Source organism: Zobellia nedashkovskayae, assembly GCF_015330125.1.
GTDB classification, from domain to species: Bacteria; Bacteroidota; Bacteroidia; order Flavobacteriales; family Flavobacteriaceae; genus Zobellia; species Zobellia nedashkovskayae.
On the sequence record NZ_JADDXR010000002.1, the window covers coordinates 4,022,222 to 4,040,343 of the forward strand.

Consider the following 18,122-nt stretch of genomic DNA (forward strand, 5'->3'; position numbering starts at 1 on the left):
TTTTAAGGTTAATCTATAACTTTAACGTTAACTGCGTTTAATCCTTTTTTTCCTTGGGTTAGTTCGAATTCGACTTCATCGCCTTCGCGAATCTCATCTACTAATCCTGAAATGTGAACAAAATGTTCTTCGTTTGAACCTTCTTCTGTAATAAATCCGAAACCTTTGGAATCGTTGAAGAATTTTACTGTTCCTGTACTCATAAATGTAATATAATTTAATATTAATAATTACTTAGAGAATAACAATTATGATGCCACAAATGGATTATGACACTATTTTTCTACATATAAGTCTCGTTAACCTAAAAATTTGTCATTGTAAGTTAAATCCCCTGTCGTTCTATAATTAAGGAAGAAAACAATTTTTGTTCTAAATAAAACCTGCTGTAATGTTCTTTGGATTTTTAGCTTCAAAGCACACTACAGCAGGTAGATACTGCAAAAGTAGATTTTACCTAACATTCATTAGGCGTTTTGTATTGGGTTTTTAAAAGAAAGGAGATTGTTGTCCTGTACAAATAGTAAGGTACTCCTCTACACCTTCATTCAATCTTCTGAATTCGGTAAGGTGCCTTTTCGCTCGATCTAGTTGATTGCTGACCGTTTTACGTTTTCCTTTAAGCGATGAAATAATTTCGCTGTTGGAATGGCTTAAAGAGTCCATTTTACTTCGTAATGATTCTATTCTCTCATAAAGGGAATAGGTTTTAGGTTCACAACGATACGAATTGAGCTTCGTTCGTAATTGAACCAAATCTTTTTGATTGCGTTGAAGTCTTACAACAATTGCATTTTTGTCGTTTTCTTCAACTCTTGACGCGGCATGTTGAGCTGTTGTTGTCATAGGTGCAGAGTTTAGGGGTTGTTGAGATATTAAGCGATACTCTAAGTTAATAAAAAAATCAATCGAAAAACGACTTAACATACACATAATCAGACTTTAACACTTAATTAGTGATGTTTGCTATACTATGTCACCAACGGTAACGAGGCTTTTTATACACAAGTTATCAACAGCTAATAAGCTGATTATAAATACTTAGCGTAAGAATTTTCAACAGTAGTTAAGTGTAGCACATTGTAATTATCTGAAAATTAAATTTTTAGAGTTTTTCATTATCTTGTTCGAAAACCAACGTATTAAAGGCTAATAAATTGAAAAATTCCGTTGTAAGTATCAATTTAATCGTTAAAAAGTACAACTGTATTGAATTATTAATAAAAAAAATACCCTCAAAAAGCATAATGCTCAATGAGGGTATTTCAGTCTAGGTGGTTTGTTTACTATTCTTCGTCTTCAAACTCAATCTCTGCCATCTGACGAGATAATCGGTTCGAAAATGGCTCAGTTATCAAATCTTGTAACAACCGTTGTCTTTTTCTTTCGGAAATATCTAAGGTATCTAATATCTCTCTGCGTCGTTTGGTTTCCGCCAAATGTTCTTCTCTCAATTTGGTACGTTTCTCAAAGGTTGTAATATCTTCTTCAGAATCAAAACGTTCCATTACCGTATATTTGGTAACTTCAGTTTGTTTTTCTTTTATTTCTTGAGCGGACAATCCGCATGTGCCTACAAGAATGCAAGCAGCGATCATAAAAAGGGGGTTTTTCATAATTACTTCATATTAGTTCTGTTACGAAGATACTACTTTAACAAAAGTAGTACCAATTCGTGCACCAGATTGTTATTAGGACGATAAATTTCTTCCGATTATCGGTGTTTTCAAATACCTTTATACCTATAAAGATACAATTACCTGCCCATGAAATCAATTTTTACTATAGTTATAGTTGCTGTATTCTCCTGTTTTTCAATATTTGCCCAAGAAGAGTTTACTGTTTCTTCTGCAAAAATCACTTTTAAATTCAATTCAAAAAATGTAGATGGTACCATCTCCGGGTTTGAATCTCAATCAAAAATAGATCTTAGCAATATTACCCAATCCAAGTTTAAAGGTTCTGTTATGGTCGAAACAATAAAAACCGGTAACTTCCTTAGAGATTGGCATTTAAAGGGTAACAAGTATTTTAACGTAGATAAACATTCAAAAATTGCTTTTGAAAGCACACAAATTATAGAAAATGAAAAAGGGTTTACCGTTAAGGGTATGCTTACCTTAAAAGGAACAATAAAACCAATCACTATAAAATTCACGCAAGAGCAGGCGCAATTAGTAGGTACCACTACCCTATTTTCATCAGATTATGGTATAGCGATAAAGGAAGAAAGAGTTGACAATGAGGTTAAGGTAACCATTGTTTTAGCCCTAAATGAGTAAATCCGTCTTCTTAAAATAGGTCAGTTGCATACTAGTTTGCATTTCATTTCATAACTCTGGTTTAAAGTTTTTAAATGAATCAAATCCTTTTTCATTTGCGTCTGAAACAACACTAAAAATGAAGTATATTCGCAGCCTTAAAACTGCGTATTATGTTGGTTTGGATACTATTTATTGCTCTCATTATTGTATTTCTTGCACTAGATTTAGGCGTGTTCAATAAACACGAACACGTTATAAAAAGCAAGGAAGCTGCTATATGGACGGCCATCTGGGTTACCGTGGCCATGGCTTTTAGTGGTGTTATCTATTGGCTTTTTACAGAAGGTCTGGTAAAAAACCCTACGAACCTTACTCCTAATACAGCCGTACTGAAATACATAACCGGCTACCTTATAGAATTATCTCTTAGTATAGATAATGTATTCGTTATTGCCGTTATATTCTCTGCATTTAAGATTCCGGCCCTGTACCAGCATCGGGTGCTCTTTTGGGGAATTTTGGGTGCTATTGTTTTTAGGGGATTGATGATTTTCTTTGGTGTGGCATTAATTACCAAGTTTGAATGGATCATCTACGTTTTTGGGATATTCTTACTTTGGACCGCTTTTAAAATGTTGAAAGGCGATGATGAGAATTTTAAACCTAAAGATTCATGGGTATTCAAACAGATCGGTAAAATTTACCCGATTACGTCTAATTTTCACGGGCATGATTTTTTTGTAAAATTAAAAGGTCTGAACGCTGCCACTCCCCTTTTTGTAGCCTTGGTAATTATTGAGTTGACAGATGTTTTGTTTGCCTTAGATAGTATTCCCGCAATTTTAGCCATTACAGCAGACCCTTTTATTGTATTCAGCTCCAATATATTAGCCATTCTAGGCTTGCGTTCTATGTACTTTCTTATTTCTAGAATGCTAGACAAATTCCGTTTTATAAACTATAGTCTTGTAGTAATATTGGCCTTTGTGGGTCTTAAAATGTTATTCTCGCATCTAGTGGAATTACCGGAGTGGTTATCTCTTGCCGTAATAGCATTGGCATTGATCTCTGGTATTGCCGCCTCTTTGTTGATTCCCGAGAAGGAAAACAAGGAAGAAGCAGAACAAAACGATTAATCAGGATAAGCACCTTATTTAGCCTCTAGTTTAGCATCAATAATACCAAGGGCGTCTTGTACGGTTTGCATTTTATCCATATCTGCATTCTCTAACATGATGTCAAACTCATCTTCTACATCTAGAACAATATCTACTAAGTTGGCAGAATTAATGTTGAGCTCACTAATAAAATTACTCCCTAAAGTTATAGCATCTACGGAAACATCTTCGGGTAAATACACCTTAACAATATCCTTAAGCTTATTATATTTAGTTTCTTGATCCATATTTTTTTAAGTCGATTTTGATTGATTGCTGATATTCAGGATTCGGGTTTTAGTCTGTAAATCGTTTAAAAATAACACAAGCATTTACATCTCCAAAACCGAAACTTGCTTTTGCTAAAATAGCAGGTTGATACAAGATGGTTTTTTGTGGAATACGATCAGAAGTCATAATATCCGTAATTTCAGGATGAAGGTCCTCACAATTCACATTTCCAAACAGTTGCGTTTTTTCAAACTGAAGCACCGATGCGACACATTCAATACTCCCTGCTGCTGATAAACAATGTCCAAAAAGCCCCTTAAAAGAATTGATATAAGGGAAATTGCTTCCTGAACGCTCCAAAGCGGCACTCCAATTGGCTATTTCTAGCGCATCTTTTGATGTGGCCGTTAAATGTCCGTTTATCGTATCAATATCACTATTTTGAATTCCTGCATGAAACACAGCTTGAGAAATACAACGTTGCACCGCCTCACTATTGGGTGCGGTCATCGTACCATCACCACGTTGCCCGCCACTATTTACGGTACCGCCTAGGATTTCGGCATAGATTTTTGCACCACGGGCTTGGGCACTTTCTAGCGATTCCAACACCATGGCCCCTGCCCCACTTCCTGGCACAAAACCTTCCGCAGACGCACTCATAGGTCTACTTGCTGCCTCTGGATTATCGTTATAATTTCTAGGAAGAATACGCATAGCATCAAAACCAGCCCATACATAAGGGCCGCTATCACTACAACTACCTACCAACATACGTTCTGCTTGCCCATAGGCAATTCGCGCATACCCCATAAGAATACCTTCCGTACCCGTTGTACAGGCCGAAGAATTGGTAGTGACCTGATTTCCACATCCCAAAATACCGCCCAAATAGGCACTTACACCACTTGCCATGGTCTGAATAACCGTGGTACTCCCTAAACGACGGACATTCTTTGCATCTATCTGATAAATGGCTTCACGGAATTTATCGACTCCCAAAGTACCGGAGCCAAAGAGAATACCACTGTCCCAATCCGGTTGCTCTTTATCGGCAATAGGCAAGCCGGCATCTTTCCAAGCATCGGTACCCGCGATCACGCCATACATAATACCTGTTGCATTGAGTCCGCGTAATTGTAGTGGGGTAAAATATTGAGCGAGCAATTCATCACTAAGTTCTGGTTTTGCCGCTAGCTGACAACCGAATCCCAGCTCTTCTAACTCCGGCTGAAACCGTATGCCACTTTTGCCAATAGCCATTGCTTCGGAAAAAGCCGCTAGACCAATTCCGTTTGGCGCGCAAACACCCATTCCCGTTATGACGACTCTTCTACGCATTCGCATCACTTTTGAACATTCCCGATATTTCTCCTTTGCAGACCAATTGCCCTTCTGAGTTATGCATTTTTACTTTGCACTTCAGCTTATTGAACCTGAAATAGACTTTCTCTGAGGTTACAATTACTTTTTCATTAGGTAAAACCGGCAGTAGAAATTCCATCTGCGTACTGCTCATACCAATTTGAATCCCTTTCTGAATAAAACTACCTTCCTTTTGAAGTAAATAAATACCCAAACAAACCACACCTATCTGCGCACAGCATTCTGTTAAGATAACTCCCGGTGTAATAGGATGATTTTTAAAATGCCCCCTATAAAAATCAGAACTTTCAGGAAACCTATAATATCCTGTAACCCCGTTCTCAGAAACATCAATAAGCTCATCAACAAAAAGAAAAGGCTTACTGTAAGGCAACTGGTCTATGATATCTATTTTAGTCATTCTTAAAATTTCTATTTAAAAAACATCTATTCCCCCATACCCTTCCTGAGCGCACTCAAAAGATGTATGTTCTATTCCCCCATACCCTTCCTGAGCGCAGTCGAAGGGAGGGGTTAACGCAAACTCTCCCCACCATCAACCTTAACAACGGTCCCAGTTATCCATTTTGCCTCTTCGGTACTTAGTAAATAAACCGCATTGGCAACATCTTTCGGTGTAGTCAAACGTTTATTGGGATTACGCTCCAGTGCATTTTTCTTTAAAACCTCGCTATTCGGTATCATTTGAAATGCCTTGGTTTCTGTTGTACCCGCCTGAATACAGTTGGCCTTAATGCCTTTAAGAGCATATTCTAACGCGATACTGCGAGTCAGTGCTTCAAGGGTTGCCTTGGCTGCGGAAACCGCTGCATAGCCTTCCCAAGCCTTGCTGCTCCCTTCACTTGTAAAGGCAACAATGCGTGCATCTTCATCAAACAAATGTGCTCCGAATATTTCTTTTGTCCAATCATAAAGACTTAAAGCCATGGCATTTAAGGTGATTTCTATATCTTGATGGTTTAAAGTAATTTCTTCATTGGAAATCATGGGTTTTAGGCTTCCTTTGGCTATACTATGAACCAGCATTTTAATTTTTCCGGTCGTGGACAAAGTTGTTCTGATTTCATCAATTGTTTGTCTACGCTTATCAGGATTTGTGGCATCTATATTAAAATTCAGCAATTTCACCCCACTTGAAGTAATGTTTTCAAAATGTGATTTAACACCCTCTAAATCAATCCTTCTATCTCTGTGAATAATTATAATATGATACCCGTGGCTAGCCATTTTTTTAGCTGCAGCCAAACCAAGACCGCTACTCCCTCCAAGAATAAGAACCCACTTCTCTGTCATGTGATTTTGTTTAAAAACATCTTACCATTCCAATAATACACGTTGTGCCGAAAATCCTGGACCAAAACTAAGTATGAGTCCTTGCTCGCCCTGTTTATTATCTTTTTCCATGAAACGCTCCAATACGTAAAGTACTGTTGCACTGCTCATATTTCCATACAGCCTCAATACTTCACGTGTATCATCTATATTCTTGCCCATCTTTCCAAAGAGCTCTTCAACCGTCTGTACTATTTTCTTTCCTCCAGGGTGAAAAATAAGATGGTCTACGGCTTCTATAGATGTGCCATGCTTCTCCAAAAACGGATGTACAATATTTGGGAAATGTTCCGCTATGGTTTCTGGCACCGTAATATCAAGAATCATTTTAAGCCCGTGGTTGGTTAAGTCGAATCCCATCATGTGGGTAGCATCCTTAAAATGATACATTTCTCCGCCTTTAATCATCGGTCCCTCTGCGTTATCTTCCGAAGATAAAAGGACACAGGCAGCACCATCGCCAAAAATAGCTGCGCTCACCATATTGGCCATTGAAAAATCATTAAGCTGAAATGTAGCTGTCGGGCTCTCTACGGCAACAACGGCTGCTCGCTTACCTGTATTCGATTTCAGGAAGTTATGAGCGTAAATCAACCCAGAAACACCAGCAGCGCAGCCCATCTCCGTAACCGGAAGCCGAACTACATCTTGCCGTAACCCCAAATCATTGATTAAATACGCATCCAAAGAGGGAATCATAATACCGGTACAGCTTACCGTAATAATGTAATCTATGGAGTCTGCTGTCCAATTACTATCGTTTAACGCCTTTTCAAGAACGTTTTTTCCCAGTTTTTTGACCTCTCGTACATAAATGGCATTTTTCTCTTCGAACGAAGTAGCAACAAAAACCTCTTCTGGGTTCATAATGCTGTAGCGCTTGTCTACGGCAGCACCTTCAAAAATTTTTATGACCTTACGCTTAAAACGGTCCTCCTGCCCAGAAAGCCATAGATTCACAAACGGGAGTATCTCCTCAGTAGGTTTGCAATAATCCGGCAATTGTTTGGACGTATTTACTATTCGAACTTCATTCATATATCTAATTCGGTCGGTTTTGTTGGGCTACCCATACATACCTAAAGGCCCATTTCCAATGTATAGCATGTTGCATTTCAGGTAGGTTTTTAGAAAAGGCAATCAATTCGTCTTTTTTAAAAGCGCTTTGTATGGACGTGAGGCCATCCTTTTTGGCAATATCCGTCTGCATAAAAATAGCACTAAACAGTTTAAAAAGTTGGTATGCCAGGGCACTTCGTTCTAAATCGTTAATGATAAATCCGATACGGCTCAATTTTGAAAACTGCGTCAAGAATTGTGGGATTTGCTCATTCCTAAAATGATGCATGGTTAAAGTGCAAAGTAAAATATCACACGGTAGTTCATCTGGTTGCAACTCTAGAATATCTTGCTTCAAGTACCGAATTTCAGGAAAATCATGTGATTGTTCACGCGCAATGGCCAGGCTTTTTTCGTTCAAGTCCACGCCTATGCATTTAAATTTTATATGATGTTTTCTTCCCCATAAAACAACAGTTCTGAGCATCTCCCCATTACCGCAACCCATATCTAAAATCGTATATGATTCTAGACTTTTAGTACGTATAAGTTGATGTATGGCTTGAATAGTCAGTTTATTCCCATTCAAAAAACGATTGGCCTTATCAATATCAAGCAATACCTTTTGAAGGTGAGCTTGATCAAGAGATAAATCGTCCATCAGCTCGGTTTCGGTGCTTCTTTTTGAAAAATCACCCATTAACTAATTGGTTTGCCATGTGTGTTCTTAATTAGTTGTTTTAAAAGCCACGGTTGTTTTGCAACCAATGAAATCGCCCAGTCAGATAAGGTTACATTTAATAATAATGATTGCAGTTTTCTGCCCAACCATAACCGTCTTTTAAAAGTACGGTTCCATTCTTTAACATAAGCCAGTTCCATTCTTTTTCGGTCCTTTTCTTTTCCGTTTAAAAAAGTATCTATTAATTCAGAAGCTATTTTAGCACTGTGAATGGCCATTGCCATACCGTTACCACAAAGAGGGTGAATCAAACCTGCCGTGTCTCCACACATAAGCACATGTTCTTCTACTGGATTCTTGGAATGAAATGAAATCTGAGCTATGGTTAAAGGTGCATCAAAAAGAGGTTTTGCTACATTTAAGAAGTCTTTCAAAATTGGATTCTCGCCAACCACTTTCTCATTAAACAGGTCAATATCCTTTTCTAACTGGAAACTTTTATAGGAAGCTAAATAGCAGAAATTAACCGCACCGGATTCTGTTTTTGAGAGTCCGCCATACCCTCCTTTAAAATTATGCAGTCCAACTTCATGGTCTGGAAAATCATCTAAGCGATAGTGACTTTTCACCGCTAACCAAGAGGATTTCTTTTGGATGAAATTACGATTCAACTGTTTATCCAAAACACTTCGCTTGCCGTATGAACCAATTACAACTTTTGAAGTATAAGTTTTATCAAAACTTGTAACTAATTTAAAAACAGAGTTTTGAAATTTTATTAAAGCCACGCTATTAAAAACAAAAGTAACTCCTAGGTCGCCTGCTCTCTTAAATAATAAATCATCAAAAGCATAGCGACTAATACCTGTGCCACCCAAAGGCAACTTCACTTCTAAAAGTGCTCCTTTTACCGTAGAGAACTTTAAAGTGTTAATCGCAACCGCGCCATAATCAGTTAAATCTACTCCCAGGTTTTTTAGATATGGAAGAACTTCATTAGAGACATATTCACCACAGACCTTATGATGCGGGTAGGGCTCCTTTTCAAAGACCAATACTTTATGGCCAGCTTTCGCTAAGTGAATGGCAGCTGTTAAGCCAGCCAAACCTCCTCCAACAATGATTACGTCATATTGCTCCACTAACGAAAGATAATCAATTTAGACAAAAAAAATACCGACAGAAACTGTCGGTATTTTTCAAAAATTATATAGTCACGAATAGACTACTATCCTTTAACCTGTTGTTTTGCTTCTTGTTTAAGCGCTTCACTGGCAACGATAGCTAATTCCACTCTTCTATTCTTAGCCTTGCCCTCCGAAGTAGTGTTATCACCTACTGGCTGAGTCTCACCATACCATTTGGTTTCCAAACGGCTTTTATCAATACCTTGAGAAATTAAGTAATTGGTTACCGATGTAGCTCTTTGCTTAGACAAATTCATATTGTACTCATCAGGTCCAGCACTATCTGTATGACCTTCTACCAAAACATTAGATTTTGGATAGTCTTTTAAGATTTGAGCCATCTTGTTCAATGTAGTTTGAGATGTTCCTTTTACATCAGATTTATTCGTATCAAAATAGACACCGGCATCTTCGTTAAAAGTTACGTTGATACCTTCACCAACACGACTAACTTCTGCTCCCGGAATTTCTTCTTCAATACGTTCTGCCTGACGATCCATACGGTCACCAATAAAACCACCCGCAACACCACCAATAGCAGCGCCAAGAATAGCTCCAAGAACGGTATTATTACCGCTTCCAACATTGTTACCAATGATACCACCAAGTGCAGCACCACTACCGGCACCAATTACGGCACCTTTTTGCTTACTATTTGAATTTTGGATGGTTTTACACCCTACTACCATGGTCAGTGCCATGATAATATACGCTGATTTTAAAACTGATTTTTTCATGAGTTACTTTTTATTGTTTTGTGAATTTGTAAACGACAGATACAGGACTGCCATCAACATTTACATCTGATTTTAATGTCATTTGCGACTCGGAAAGAGAAAGAATTTCTAAGCGATATCCAACTCTGCCATAAATGTCTTTTTTCTTTTCATCTATGTACTTGAATTGCAACTTGTCGTTACCGTTTTCGTTTTCCAAAACCGACCATCTAATGTTACGAACTCCTCCTGCACAAACACTATTGTCTGTAGGTATCGCATAACTTCCGGTACTGTTGTTTTCTAAAAAGTACCAGGTACTTCCTTCAAAACAGAACCCGTTGGCGTCTTCAAAAAGCATAGATTTAAAGGAGCCTTCACTGCCTTCATATCCTACATGCTCCAACACCCAATTACCGTTAATGGTCTTGCGTTCATTACGCACTTCTTTTGATATGGAACATGATCCCAATATCAGAGCCAGTACTAGCATTACTACACTGTTTTTGATCATAATTTTGATTTAAGGTTTGCATATATACGGTTGGGACCATTGCATTGTTGTCTACCCACCGTTAAACAAATATTAATACTACAAAAGTACCGAATCTAGATACGTTATGATACTTTTAAAGACTAAGATATTTGCTCTATAACTAGTACTTCAAGAGCTCTTTTAATGCTACGAGAAATCGATTTTTAGGCAAGTAATTGTCTTCTAGTTTTTTAGCGAAGGGAATAGGCGTTTCCATGCTGGCCACACGCTTTACGGGACCATCTAAATATTGAAATTTATTTTCCATGACCATGGCAGAAATGTCACTGGCTATACCACCAAACATACTGTCTTCTTGAAGAATGATAAGTTTACCCGTTTTTTCTACAGATGAATAGACAGCATCCATATCCAAAGGCGCCAGTGTTCGCAAGTCAATAAGATCTGCAGAAATATCTGGATTCTTTTCTAATGTATCCAATGCCCAGTGCACTCCTGCGCCATAAGAAACAATAGTAATATCGATTCCTTCTTTAAGCAAAGCTGCTTTGCCAAATGGAAGTGTGTAATAATCCGCAGGTACATTTTGGTAAATACTGCGGTACAAAGCTTTGTGCTCAAAAAATAGAACTGGGTTAGGGTCATTAATAGCCGTAGCCAATAACCCTTTTGCATCATAAGGAAAAGCAGGATACACGACTTTTAGTCCAGGTGTCTTGGTAAACCAAGCTTCGTTGGTTTGGGAATGAAATGGTCCAGCACCTACATCGCCACCGCAAGGCATACGGATAACAACATCAGCCTTTTCACTCCAACGGTAATGAGATTTTGCCAAATAATTGACTACGGGATTAAAACCGCTACTAACAAAATCAGCAAATTGCATTTCTACAACGGCTTTCATTCCGTTTATGGAAAGTCCCATTGCGGCAGAAACAATTCCAGATTCACAAATTGGCGTATTTCGAACACGTTCTTTACCAAAAGCATTCATAAAGCCTTCGGTGATTTTAAATACACCACCATAATCCGCCACATCTTGCCCCATGATGACCAAATTGGAGTGTTTCTCCATGGATTGTTTTAACCCCTTGGAAATAGCATCAACCAATCTAATATGTTCTACAACACTTCCCGGATTCGTTTCCTCATATTCAAAAGGTGCATAGACATCCAGAAGTTCTTGCTCAGGTTCTGATTGAACTTCTTCTTCGTCAAAAGCGAGTTTTAGATTTTCGTTAATCTCCGTTTCAATCATAACTCGTAGTGCTTCAATTTTTTCATCCGTTAAAACCCCTTCCTTTAAAAGAAACTTTTCATAATTGGAAATCGGGTCTTTCTTTCCCCATTCCGTCATTAATTCTTCCGGAACATACTTGGTGCCGCTAGCTTCCTCATGCCCACGCATACGAAAAGTCTTAAACTCAATTAAAACCGGACGCGGTTTTTCTCGAAGTTCTTCTGCAATCTCTTTCAGCTTAGTGTAAACTTCTAATATGTTATTTCCGTCAATTATATACGATTCCATACCATAACCCAATGCCCTATCCGCAAGGTTTTTACAGTTGTATTGCTCTTTAGTGGGTGTAGAAAGTCCGTAGCCATTATTTTCAATACAAAAAATAACGGGCAAATCCCAAACGGAAGCTATATTCAAAGCTTCATGAAAATCACCTTCGCTAGTACCACCTTCACCTGTAAAGACAGCAGTAACCACTTTCTTGTTTTGAAGAATATCTGCCAATGCAATCCCATTTGCCACTCCTAATTGCGGACCAAGGTGACTGATCATTCCTATAATTTTATAATCTTGGGTGCCAAAATGAAAACTACGATCGCGGCCTTTGGTAAATCCGTTCATCTTACCCTGCCACTGCGAAAAAAGACGGTGCAACGGAATACCACGGGTAGTGAAGACAGCCAAATTTCTATGCATGGGCAATATATACTCCTCTTCATTCAATACATTGGTGACACCTACCGAAATAGCCTCTTGCCCAATTCCGCTAAACCATTTTGAAATTTTACCCTGCCGCAATAGAATTAGCATTTTCTCCTCTATCATGCGAGGCCGCAGAAGGTCTTTATAGAGTTTCAACAAAACAGCTTCGCTTAAATTGCTTTTATCGTATTGCATAAAATTCTTAGGTGTAATTTGCATTTCCGCAGATAAAAGTAGCAAAAATACCACACCTACCGCCTGGTTTGTTATATATAATAGTTGAGCATATTTTACTAACTTTGAGAAAACTTTTAAAGCAACGGCATGAGTGCAATACCTAGTGTAGACTTACAAGATTTTGTTTCGGATAACGCTGAAAGAAAAGAGAAATTTATAAAAGAAATTGGTTCCGCTTTTGAGAACATTGGCTTTGTAGCCTTGAGCGGGCATTTTCTATCGGATGATTTAGTGAAGAACCTTTACGATGAAATCAAAAAGTTTTTTGATCTTCCGCAAGAATTAAAAGATACGTACGAAATTGAAGGTATAGGTGGCCAACGTGGTTATACCTCATTCGGGAAAGAACATGCCAAAGGCAAAAAAGAAGGGGACTTAAAAGAATTCTGGCACTTTGGACAGTATGTACAAGATGATGCAAAGCTGGAAGCGGAATATCCAGATAATGTTCAGGTTAAGGAATTACCTACTTTTAATGCTGTTGGCAAGGAAACGTATCAGATGTTAGAGAAAACAGCTAAATATGTACTTAGGGCATTGGCTATTCATCTTGACCTGGAAGAAACCTATTTTGATGATTACATAAAGAATGGGAATTCAATTTTACGTCCTATCCATTATCCGCCTATAACATCAGAGCCTAAAAATGCGGTTCGTGCTGCGGCTCATGGAGACATTAACCTTATTACCTTATTAATGGGTGCACATGGACGCGGACTTCAAGTAAAGAACCATGAAGGCGAATGGGTAGATGCCATTGCTCGTCCAGACCAATTAATGATCAATGTAGGCGATATGTTATCTAGACTAACAAACAACAAATTGAAGTCTACGATACACCAAGTAGTAAACCCACCAAAAGAGCTTTGGGGTACTTCTCGGTACTCTATTCCTTTCTTTATGCATCCAGTAGGCGATATGCCACTTAATTGCCTAGAAAACTGTGTAGATGATGCGCATCCAAAACAATTTGAAGACATAACTGCAGGCGAGTTCTTGCATGAGCGTTTAATTGAATTAGGGTTGATAAAAGCATAAACATGGATTTACAGGACCAACTCAAGAATTTATTCCCAGAACACGAGCCGGAAAAAACAGAAACCACCTCCAAAACGGAAAATGACATCTGGTTACAAGATGACCCCATTGTATGCAAATATGAAAAACGGAAAGGTAAACCTATTACCATTTTAGAGGGATATAATGGCGCGGAAAGTGACTTCAAAATGTTGGCAAAAGAGCTGAAGACCAAATTAAGCGTAGGAGGATCATTTAAAAACGGTCAAATCATAATTCAGGGCGACTATAGAGACAAAATTATGGGGTTATTAAAAGAAAAAGGTTTCTCTGTGAAGCGTGTTGGTGGATGACCCCTTTAAACACGGGGCCTGAACATACCTAAGATAGAGAGGTTTAATTCTGTTAATTATTTTTGCTTTATTTTGAATTAATAGTACTTTTAATCTTTCGAACCTTAATCAAGACCTCAAATGAGTTCCCTTCTGCACATCACCAACGGAGATAGCTTTACGGATAGAATAAAAACACTTAATCTTAGTGGAGATATTATCACATGGCGTGAGATGCTCTGCGAAGGTAAGACACTTACCAATGTTGGTAGTGAGTCTTTCTGGAAAGCCCGTTTTGAATTTCTCAATAAAAACTATAAGGTATCTAAATCATGGTTCATTGAAAAGACCTTGAAAGAATACCGTTCCCTATGTAACCATAAACAACAAGATGAGATTGTACTCTGGTTTGAGTATGATCTTTTTTGTCAAGTAAATATGATCGCTGTGCTTAGCTGGCTAAAGACCAACCGTAAATATGCACAGGTTTCTTTAGTTTGTAGCGGCAAAGAAGATAGTACTGACAAGATGTACAACTTGAATGAATTGAGCGATGATCAGTTACGTAACTTGTACGATAACAAAATTGATTTAACGCAAGACGATATTGAGTATGCAGATTACGTTTGGCAATTGTATTGTAGCGATAACCCTATACGTTTAGAAAATTTATCTGATTTTGGTGAATTCCAATTCAACTATCTAGGTGATGCCGTTCGATCACATTTACACCGTTTTCCAAGTATAAAAAACGGACTTAATGAAATGGAGAATTCCATTTTAAGGCTTGCAATAGATAAAAAGCCTACTTCAAAAGGAGCATTTGTTTCTGAAATTCTTCAAAACCAAGGTTCGTTAGGTTTTTCTGATACACAGTATGACAGGGCCTTAGGAAGATTAAAACCTCTATTCTCTTCATTCAATCCGGTAAGACTTACGAAAAAAGGAAAAGAAATCCTTGAGAATAAAACCAGTTACTATTCCTGCATTCAGGATAACAATGTATACTTAGGCGGTGCTTTAAAATATAATTTCCTTTACAACACCGAATCTAACAGAATTTTAAAGTTGTAACCGCATGCAATTAAGCCCCTCTGAGCTTATCTTAAATGCTGATAAGAGCATTTACCATTTAAATTTATTACCCAAAGACCTTGCAGAAACTATTATAACGGTTGGTGATCCTGACCGCGTAGCTAATGTTTCCAAGTTTTTTGATACCATTGAGTTGAAAAAAGGGAAGCGAGAGTTTCATACGCATACCGGAACGCTTAACGGAAAACGTATTTCTGTTGTTTCAACAGGAATCGGCACAGATAATATTGACATTGTTTTTAATGAATTGGACGCTCTTGTCAATATCGATTTTGAAACCAGAACAATCAAACCGAACAGGACCGTATTGGACATTGTTAGGATAGGTACTTCTGGAGCTATAAGAGCAGACATTCCTATTGATTCTTTTTTAATGAGCGAATATGCTATGGGCCTTGATGGCTTGTTGCATTTTTATGATAGTGATTCTGTTCAGGAGTTGGATGTTTCCAAAGCTTTTGTTGCTCATGCCAATTGGTCTCCAAATAAATCAGTGCCCTATGTGGTGAAATATGACGAAAGCCTAGGTGAAAAACTATTTTCTAATCGTATACGATTAGGGACTACAGTTACCAATATTGGCTTCTATGGCCCACAAAGTCGGGTTTTAAGATTAAAACTCAGCGATAATAATTTACAAGATAAACTAGCTTCTTTTGAATACAAAGATGTTAAGATTACCAACTTAGAAATGGAGACTTCTGGTATTTATGGTCTTGCTAAACTACTAGGACACCGTGCTGTTTCTATGAACTGTATTTTAGCTAATAGAGCCAATGGTGAATTTAGTACCAAACCTACAGAATCTACAGAAGAGCTTATTAAATACAGTTTGGAAAAGCTTACCTCCTCATAATTTAGTTAACACTAATTTTAGATTCATAAGCTAGCTATTTGTTATGTTTGTGAGTCTATGGAAAATGAAGATTACAAAGACCGAGATATAAGTTGGCTGTTTTTTAATGAAAGGGTATTACTAGAAGCTGCCAGCTCCACTACTCCCCTACTAGAACGCCTAAAATTTCTAGCCATCTTCTCGTCTAATCTTGACGAATTCTTTAAAGTCCGCATATCTCAGTTACGTCAGCTAAAGTCCGTTGACAAATCGTTGCGAAAGAAATTGATTTCAAAACCGAATAAGAAGCTGAAAAAAATTCTTCGCATCATTCATGAGCAACAACAACGTTTTGGTGCTATTATGGAAGCTATTTTTAAAGAGTTGTTAAAAGAAGATATCCACTTTATAACTGATGAAGAAGTTACCAGCGAGCAAAAAGCTTTTCTCAACACCTTATTTAAAAGTATTTCGGCTGATTGTGAAGTTTTGACGACGGATGAGAACCCTAAATTATCTGACGGTGGTTTGTATCTTTTCGTAGCACAAGCTAATGATACATATCACTTCGTTAAAATACCTACAGACCTACATAACCGTTTCGTTCAAATTCCCGGGAATGGCCATTCGTTTATCTTTTTAGATGATGTGGTAAAAATGCACCTGAATCAATTATTACCAGAAGGAGCTATTGAAGGTAGTTACTCCATAAAGCTCTCTAGGGATGCTGAGTTGTATCTAGAAGACGATTTTGGGGACACACCGTTAGCTGATCAGATTTATGATGCATTGCATCAACGGAAGTCAGGCCAGCCTACACGGCTACTATATGATGCTAATATGCCGGAATCCTATAAAGAGATTATTAGAAAAACATTGGATATTGGTAATATCGACCTTTTTCCAGGAGGACGCTACCATAATCTTTCAGACTTTTTCGGTTTTGACAACCCTACTGACAATCCGGACTTAACATATAAAATTCAAGTTCCTTTGCCTCACCCTATTTTATCGAGAACAAAAGACTTTTTTGCTTCCATAAGAGAAAAGGACCAGCTAGTTCATTTTCCCTATCAGAGTTTTGATGCGGTAGAAAATTTTATCGTTGCAGCAGCAAAAGATGATAAGGTAAGGCACATTAAAATCTCATTGTATCGTATTGCAAAAGCATCGGTACTTACAGACGCTTTGCTTTTAGCACTGGAGAACGGCAAAAAGGTGACCATTTTTGTGGAAGCCAAAGCTCGTTTTGATGAGAAGAACAATATTGAATGGGGTAACATATTTCAAGATAAAGGAGCCAAAGTATTCTTTAGTATCCCTAATATTAAAGTCCATTCTAAAATCGCTTTAATAGAACGTACCGAAGCTGATTCCTTAAAACGATACGCTTATATAGGCACTGGCAATTTCAATGCAAAAACTTCAAGTATTTATTGCGACCACGGACTGTTTACCGCTAATCCTCAGGTTACTGCAGATTTACACCAAGTGTTTTCAACATTAGAACGTCATTTAATTATACCTAAGTTAAAACGGCTTTTAGTTTCACCTTTCAATACTAGGAATGTGTTCCTGCAATCTATTGAAAATGAAATAAAAAATAGTAAAAAAGGCCTTCCAGCGAAGGTTACAGCAAAGATGAACAGTTTGGAAGACAAGACCATGATCGATGCTTTGTACCGGGCTAGCGAAGCTGGTGTTCATGTGCGTCTAATCGTTCGTGGTTTCTCCTGCCTCATACCCAAGCCTGCCAGTGAGCTTCCTTCGGCCAGTGAACCTATACTGATTACAAGTATCGTTGATCGCTATTTGGAACATGGCCGCATATATTTATTTCATAATAATGGTGATGAGAAAATGTACATAGGTTCTGCAGATTGGATGACGCGAAACCTAGATAGGCGAATTGAAGTCTTGACACCAATTTTAGACTCGGATATATTTAATGAGTTAAACGATATTCTTAAACTACAATTAAACGATTCGGCAAAAGCCCGTGTACAGGATTCAGATGACTCGAATACATTGATCGACCTACAACAAGAAAATCCCATTCGCTCGCAATATGCTATTTATGAATATTTGAAGGCGAAAGATGAAAATGTTCTTTCCTAAAATAAATAAAATTTAGCAACAGAAAGACCTCATGGT

General features: G+C 37.8%; 20 protein-coding genes. 7 read left to right on the plus strand and 13 right to left on the minus strand.

Going from position 1 to position 18,122, the window contains the following annotated elements:
• Positions 1–8: 8 nt before the first annotated feature.
• From IWB64_RS16460 to IWB64_RS16470, 3 genes are all read right to left on the minus strand, one after another.
• The gene (locus IWB64_RS16460) at positions 9–203 is read right to left on the minus strand and encodes a cold-shock protein (protein ID WP_194535047.1); all 195 of its coding nucleotides are present in this window, start codon (positions 201–203) and stop codon (positions 9–11) included.
• A 286-nt stretch (positions 204–489) separates the two neighbouring features.
• Positions 490–846 carry a hypothetical protein gene (locus IWB64_RS16465; protein WP_194535048.1) on the minus strand — a complete coding sequence of 119 codons (357 nt, stop codon included), beginning with the start codon at positions 844–846 and terminating at the stop codon, positions 490–492.
• 440 nt (positions 847–1,286) lie between these two features.
• Positions 1,287–1,616, minus strand: coding sequence for a hypothetical protein (locus IWB64_RS16470; RefSeq protein WP_194535049.1), 330 nt, complete (start codon positions 1,614–1,616; stop codon positions 1,287–1,289).
• Between the two features lie 150 nt (positions 1,617–1,766).
• On the opposite strand from IWB64_RS16470, the gene IWB64_RS16475 reads away from it, so the two are divergent.
• On the plus strand, positions 1,767–2,282 hold the full coding sequence (locus IWB64_RS16475) for a YceI family protein (RefSeq protein ID WP_194535050.1): 516 nt from the start codon (positions 1,767–1,769) through the stop codon (positions 2,280–2,282).
• A gap of 152 nt (positions 2,283–2,434) precedes the next feature.
• The gene (locus IWB64_RS16480; protein WP_194535051.1) at positions 2,435–3,400 is read left to right on the plus strand and encodes a TerC family protein; all 966 of its coding nucleotides are present in this window, start codon (positions 2,435–2,437) and stop codon (positions 3,398–3,400) included.
• 14 nt (positions 3,401–3,414) lie between these two features.
• Here the strand turns inward: IWB64_RS16480 and IWB64_RS16485 are convergent, their stop codons facing one another.
• The 10 genes from IWB64_RS16485 to IWB64_RS16530 all read right to left on the minus strand — a co-directional run bounded on the left by IWB64_RS16485 (position 3,415) and on the right by IWB64_RS16530 (position 12,647).
• Complete coding sequence (locus IWB64_RS16485; protein ID WP_194535052.1) at positions 3,415–3,669, minus strand: phosphopantetheine-binding protein; 255 nt, start codon at positions 3,667–3,669, stop codon at positions 3,415–3,417.
• A gap of 49 nt (positions 3,670–3,718) precedes the next feature.
• The gene (locus IWB64_RS16490) at positions 3,719–4,993 is read right to left on the minus strand and encodes a beta-ketoacyl-[acyl-carrier-protein] synthase family protein (protein ID WP_194535053.1); all 1,275 of its coding nucleotides are present in this window, start codon (positions 4,991–4,993) and stop codon (positions 3,719–3,721) included.
• Complete coding sequence (locus IWB64_RS16495; protein WP_194535054.1) at positions 4,986–5,438, minus strand: 3-hydroxyacyl-ACP dehydratase FabZ family protein; 453 nt, start codon at positions 5,436–5,438, stop codon at positions 4,986–4,988. The genes IWB64_RS16490 and IWB64_RS16495 overlap by 8 nt, the downstream gene beginning before the upstream one ends.
• A 113-nt stretch (positions 5,439–5,551) precedes the next feature.
• Entirely contained in the window at positions 5,552–6,331 is a 780-nt protein-coding gene (locus IWB64_RS16500) for an SDR family oxidoreductase (protein WP_194535055.1), read from the minus strand.
• 21 nt (positions 6,332–6,352) lie between these two features.
• Entirely contained in the window at positions 6,353–7,408 is a 1,056-nt protein-coding gene (locus tag IWB64_RS16505) for a type III polyketide synthase (RefSeq protein WP_194535056.1), read from the minus strand.
• 4 nt (positions 7,409–7,412) lie between these two features.
• Positions 7,413–8,129, minus strand: coding sequence for a methyltransferase domain-containing protein (locus IWB64_RS16510; protein ID WP_194535057.1), 717 nt, complete (start codon positions 8,127–8,129; stop codon positions 7,413–7,415).
• Positions 8,129–9,253 carry an NAD(P)/FAD-dependent oxidoreductase gene (locus IWB64_RS16515; RefSeq protein WP_194535058.1) on the minus strand — a complete coding sequence of 375 codons (1,125 nt, stop codon included), beginning with the start codon at positions 9,251–9,253 and terminating at the stop codon, positions 8,129–8,131. Before IWB64_RS16515 ends, IWB64_RS16510 begins: the two co-directional genes overlap by 1 nt.
• 86 nt (positions 9,254–9,339) lie before the next feature.
• Entirely contained in the window at positions 9,340–10,035 is a 696-nt protein-coding gene (locus tag IWB64_RS16520; RefSeq protein WP_194535059.1) for an OmpA family protein, read from the minus strand.
• A 10-nt stretch (positions 10,036–10,045) separates the two neighbouring features.
• A complete protein-coding gene (locus tag IWB64_RS16525) occupies positions 10,046–10,528 on the minus strand; it encodes a lipocalin-like domain-containing protein (RefSeq protein ID WP_194535060.1) in 483 nt (160 codons plus the stop codon).
• Between the two features lie 142 nt (positions 10,529–10,670).
• Positions 10,671–12,647, minus strand: a complete 1,977-nt coding sequence (locus IWB64_RS16530) for an alpha-ketoacid dehydrogenase subunit alpha/beta (protein ID WP_194535061.1) — start codon at positions 12,645–12,647, stop codon at positions 10,671–10,673.
• A gap of 129 nt (positions 12,648–12,776) precedes the next feature.
• Here IWB64_RS16530 and IWB64_RS16535 point away from each other — a divergent pair, with 129 nt between their 5' ends.
• From IWB64_RS16535 to ppk1, 5 genes are all read left to right on the plus strand, one after another.
• On the plus strand, positions 12,777–13,727 hold the full coding sequence (locus IWB64_RS16535; protein ID WP_194535062.1) for an isopenicillin N synthase family dioxygenase: 951 nt from the start codon (positions 12,777–12,779) through the stop codon (positions 13,725–13,727).
• Between the two features lie 2 nt (positions 13,728–13,729).
• Positions 13,730–14,059: a translation initiation factor gene (locus IWB64_RS16540; RefSeq protein ID WP_194535063.1), complete on the plus strand. Its 330-nt coding sequence runs from the start codon at positions 13,730–13,732 to the stop codon at positions 14,057–14,059.
• Positions 14,060–14,179: 120 nt separating this feature from the next.
• Positions 14,180–15,112, plus strand: a complete 933-nt coding sequence (locus IWB64_RS16545; RefSeq protein WP_194535064.1) for a DUF1835 domain-containing protein — start codon at positions 14,180–14,182, stop codon at positions 15,110–15,112.
• Between the two features lie 4 nt (positions 15,113–15,116).
• Entirely contained in the window at positions 15,117–15,989 is an 873-nt protein-coding gene (locus IWB64_RS16550) for a nucleoside phosphorylase (RefSeq protein WP_194535065.1), read from the plus strand.
• Positions 15,990–16,046: 57 nt separating this feature from the next.
• Complete coding sequence (ppk1, locus tag IWB64_RS16555) at positions 16,047–18,086, plus strand: polyphosphate kinase 1 (RefSeq protein ID WP_194535066.1); 2,040 nt, start codon at positions 16,047–16,049, stop codon at positions 18,084–18,086.
• Positions 18,087–18,122: the final 36 nt, after the last annotated feature.

What these genes read in the sequence shown, in the direction of transcription:
- IWB64_RS16460 (WP_194535047.1), bottom strand. Translation starts at nt 203, where the DNA reads ATGAGTACAGGAACAGTAAAATTCTTCAACGATTCCAAAGGTTTCGGA.
- IWB64_RS16465 (WP_194535048.1), bottom strand. Translation starts at nt 846, where the DNA reads ATGACAACAACAGCTCAACATGCCGCGTCAAGAGTTGAAGAAAACGAC.
- IWB64_RS16470 (WP_194535049.1), bottom strand. Translation starts at nt 1,616, where the DNA reads ATGAAAAACCCCCTTTTTATGATCGCTGCTTGCATTCTTGTAGGCACA.
- IWB64_RS16475 (WP_194535050.1), top strand. Translation starts at nt 1,767, where the DNA reads ATGAAATCAATTTTTACTATAGTTATAGTTGCTGTATTCTCCTGTTTT.
- IWB64_RS16480 (WP_194535051.1), top strand. Translation starts at nt 2,435, where the DNA reads ATGTTGGTTTGGATACTATTTATTGCTCTCATTATTGTATTTCTTGCA.
- IWB64_RS16485 (WP_194535052.1), bottom strand. Translation starts at nt 3,669, where the DNA reads ATGGATCAAGAAACTAAATATAATAAGCTTAAGGATATTGTTAAGGTG.
- IWB64_RS16490 (WP_194535053.1), bottom strand. Translation starts at nt 4,993, where the DNA reads ATGCGTAGAAGAGTCGTCATAACGGGAATGGGTGTTTGCGCGCCAAAC.
- IWB64_RS16495 (WP_194535054.1), bottom strand. Translation starts at nt 5,438, where the DNA reads ATGACTAAAATAGATATCATAGACCAGTTGCCTTACAGTAAGCCTTTT.
- IWB64_RS16500 (WP_194535055.1), bottom strand. Translation starts at nt 6,331, where the DNA reads ATGACAGAGAAGTGGGTTCTTATTCTTGGAGGGAGTAGCGGTCTTGGT.
- IWB64_RS16505 (WP_194535056.1), bottom strand. Translation starts at nt 7,408, where the DNA reads ATGAATGAAGTTCGAATAGTAAATACGTCCAAACAATTGCCGGATTAT.
- IWB64_RS16510 (WP_194535057.1), bottom strand. Translation starts at nt 8,129, where the DNA reads ATGGGTGATTTTTCAAAAAGAAGCACCGAAACCGAGCTGATGGACGAT.
- IWB64_RS16520 (WP_194535059.1), bottom strand. Translation starts at nt 10,035, where the DNA reads ATGAAAAAATCAGTTTTAAAATCAGCGTATATTATCATGGCACTGACC.
- IWB64_RS16525 (WP_194535060.1), bottom strand. Translation starts at nt 10,528, where the DNA reads ATGATCAAAAACAGTGTAGTAATGCTAGTACTGGCTCTGATATTGGGA.
- IWB64_RS16530 (WP_194535061.1), bottom strand. Translation starts at nt 12,647, where the DNA reads ATGCAATACGATAAAAGCAATTTAAGCGAAGCTGTTTTGTTGAAACTC.
- IWB64_RS16535 (WP_194535062.1), top strand. Translation starts at nt 12,777, where the DNA reads ATGAGTGCAATACCTAGTGTAGACTTACAAGATTTTGTTTCGGATAAC.
- IWB64_RS16540 (WP_194535063.1), top strand. Translation starts at nt 13,730, where the DNA reads ATGGATTTACAGGACCAACTCAAGAATTTATTCCCAGAACACGAGCCG.
- IWB64_RS16545 (WP_194535064.1), top strand. Translation starts at nt 14,180, where the DNA reads ATGAGTTCCCTTCTGCACATCACCAACGGAGATAGCTTTACGGATAGA.
- IWB64_RS16550 (WP_194535065.1), top strand. Translation starts at nt 15,117, where the DNA reads ATGCAATTAAGCCCCTCTGAGCTTATCTTAAATGCTGATAAGAGCATT.
- ppk1 (WP_194535066.1), top strand. Translation starts at nt 16,047, where the DNA reads ATGGAAAATGAAGATTACAAAGACCGAGATATAAGTTGGCTGTTTTTT.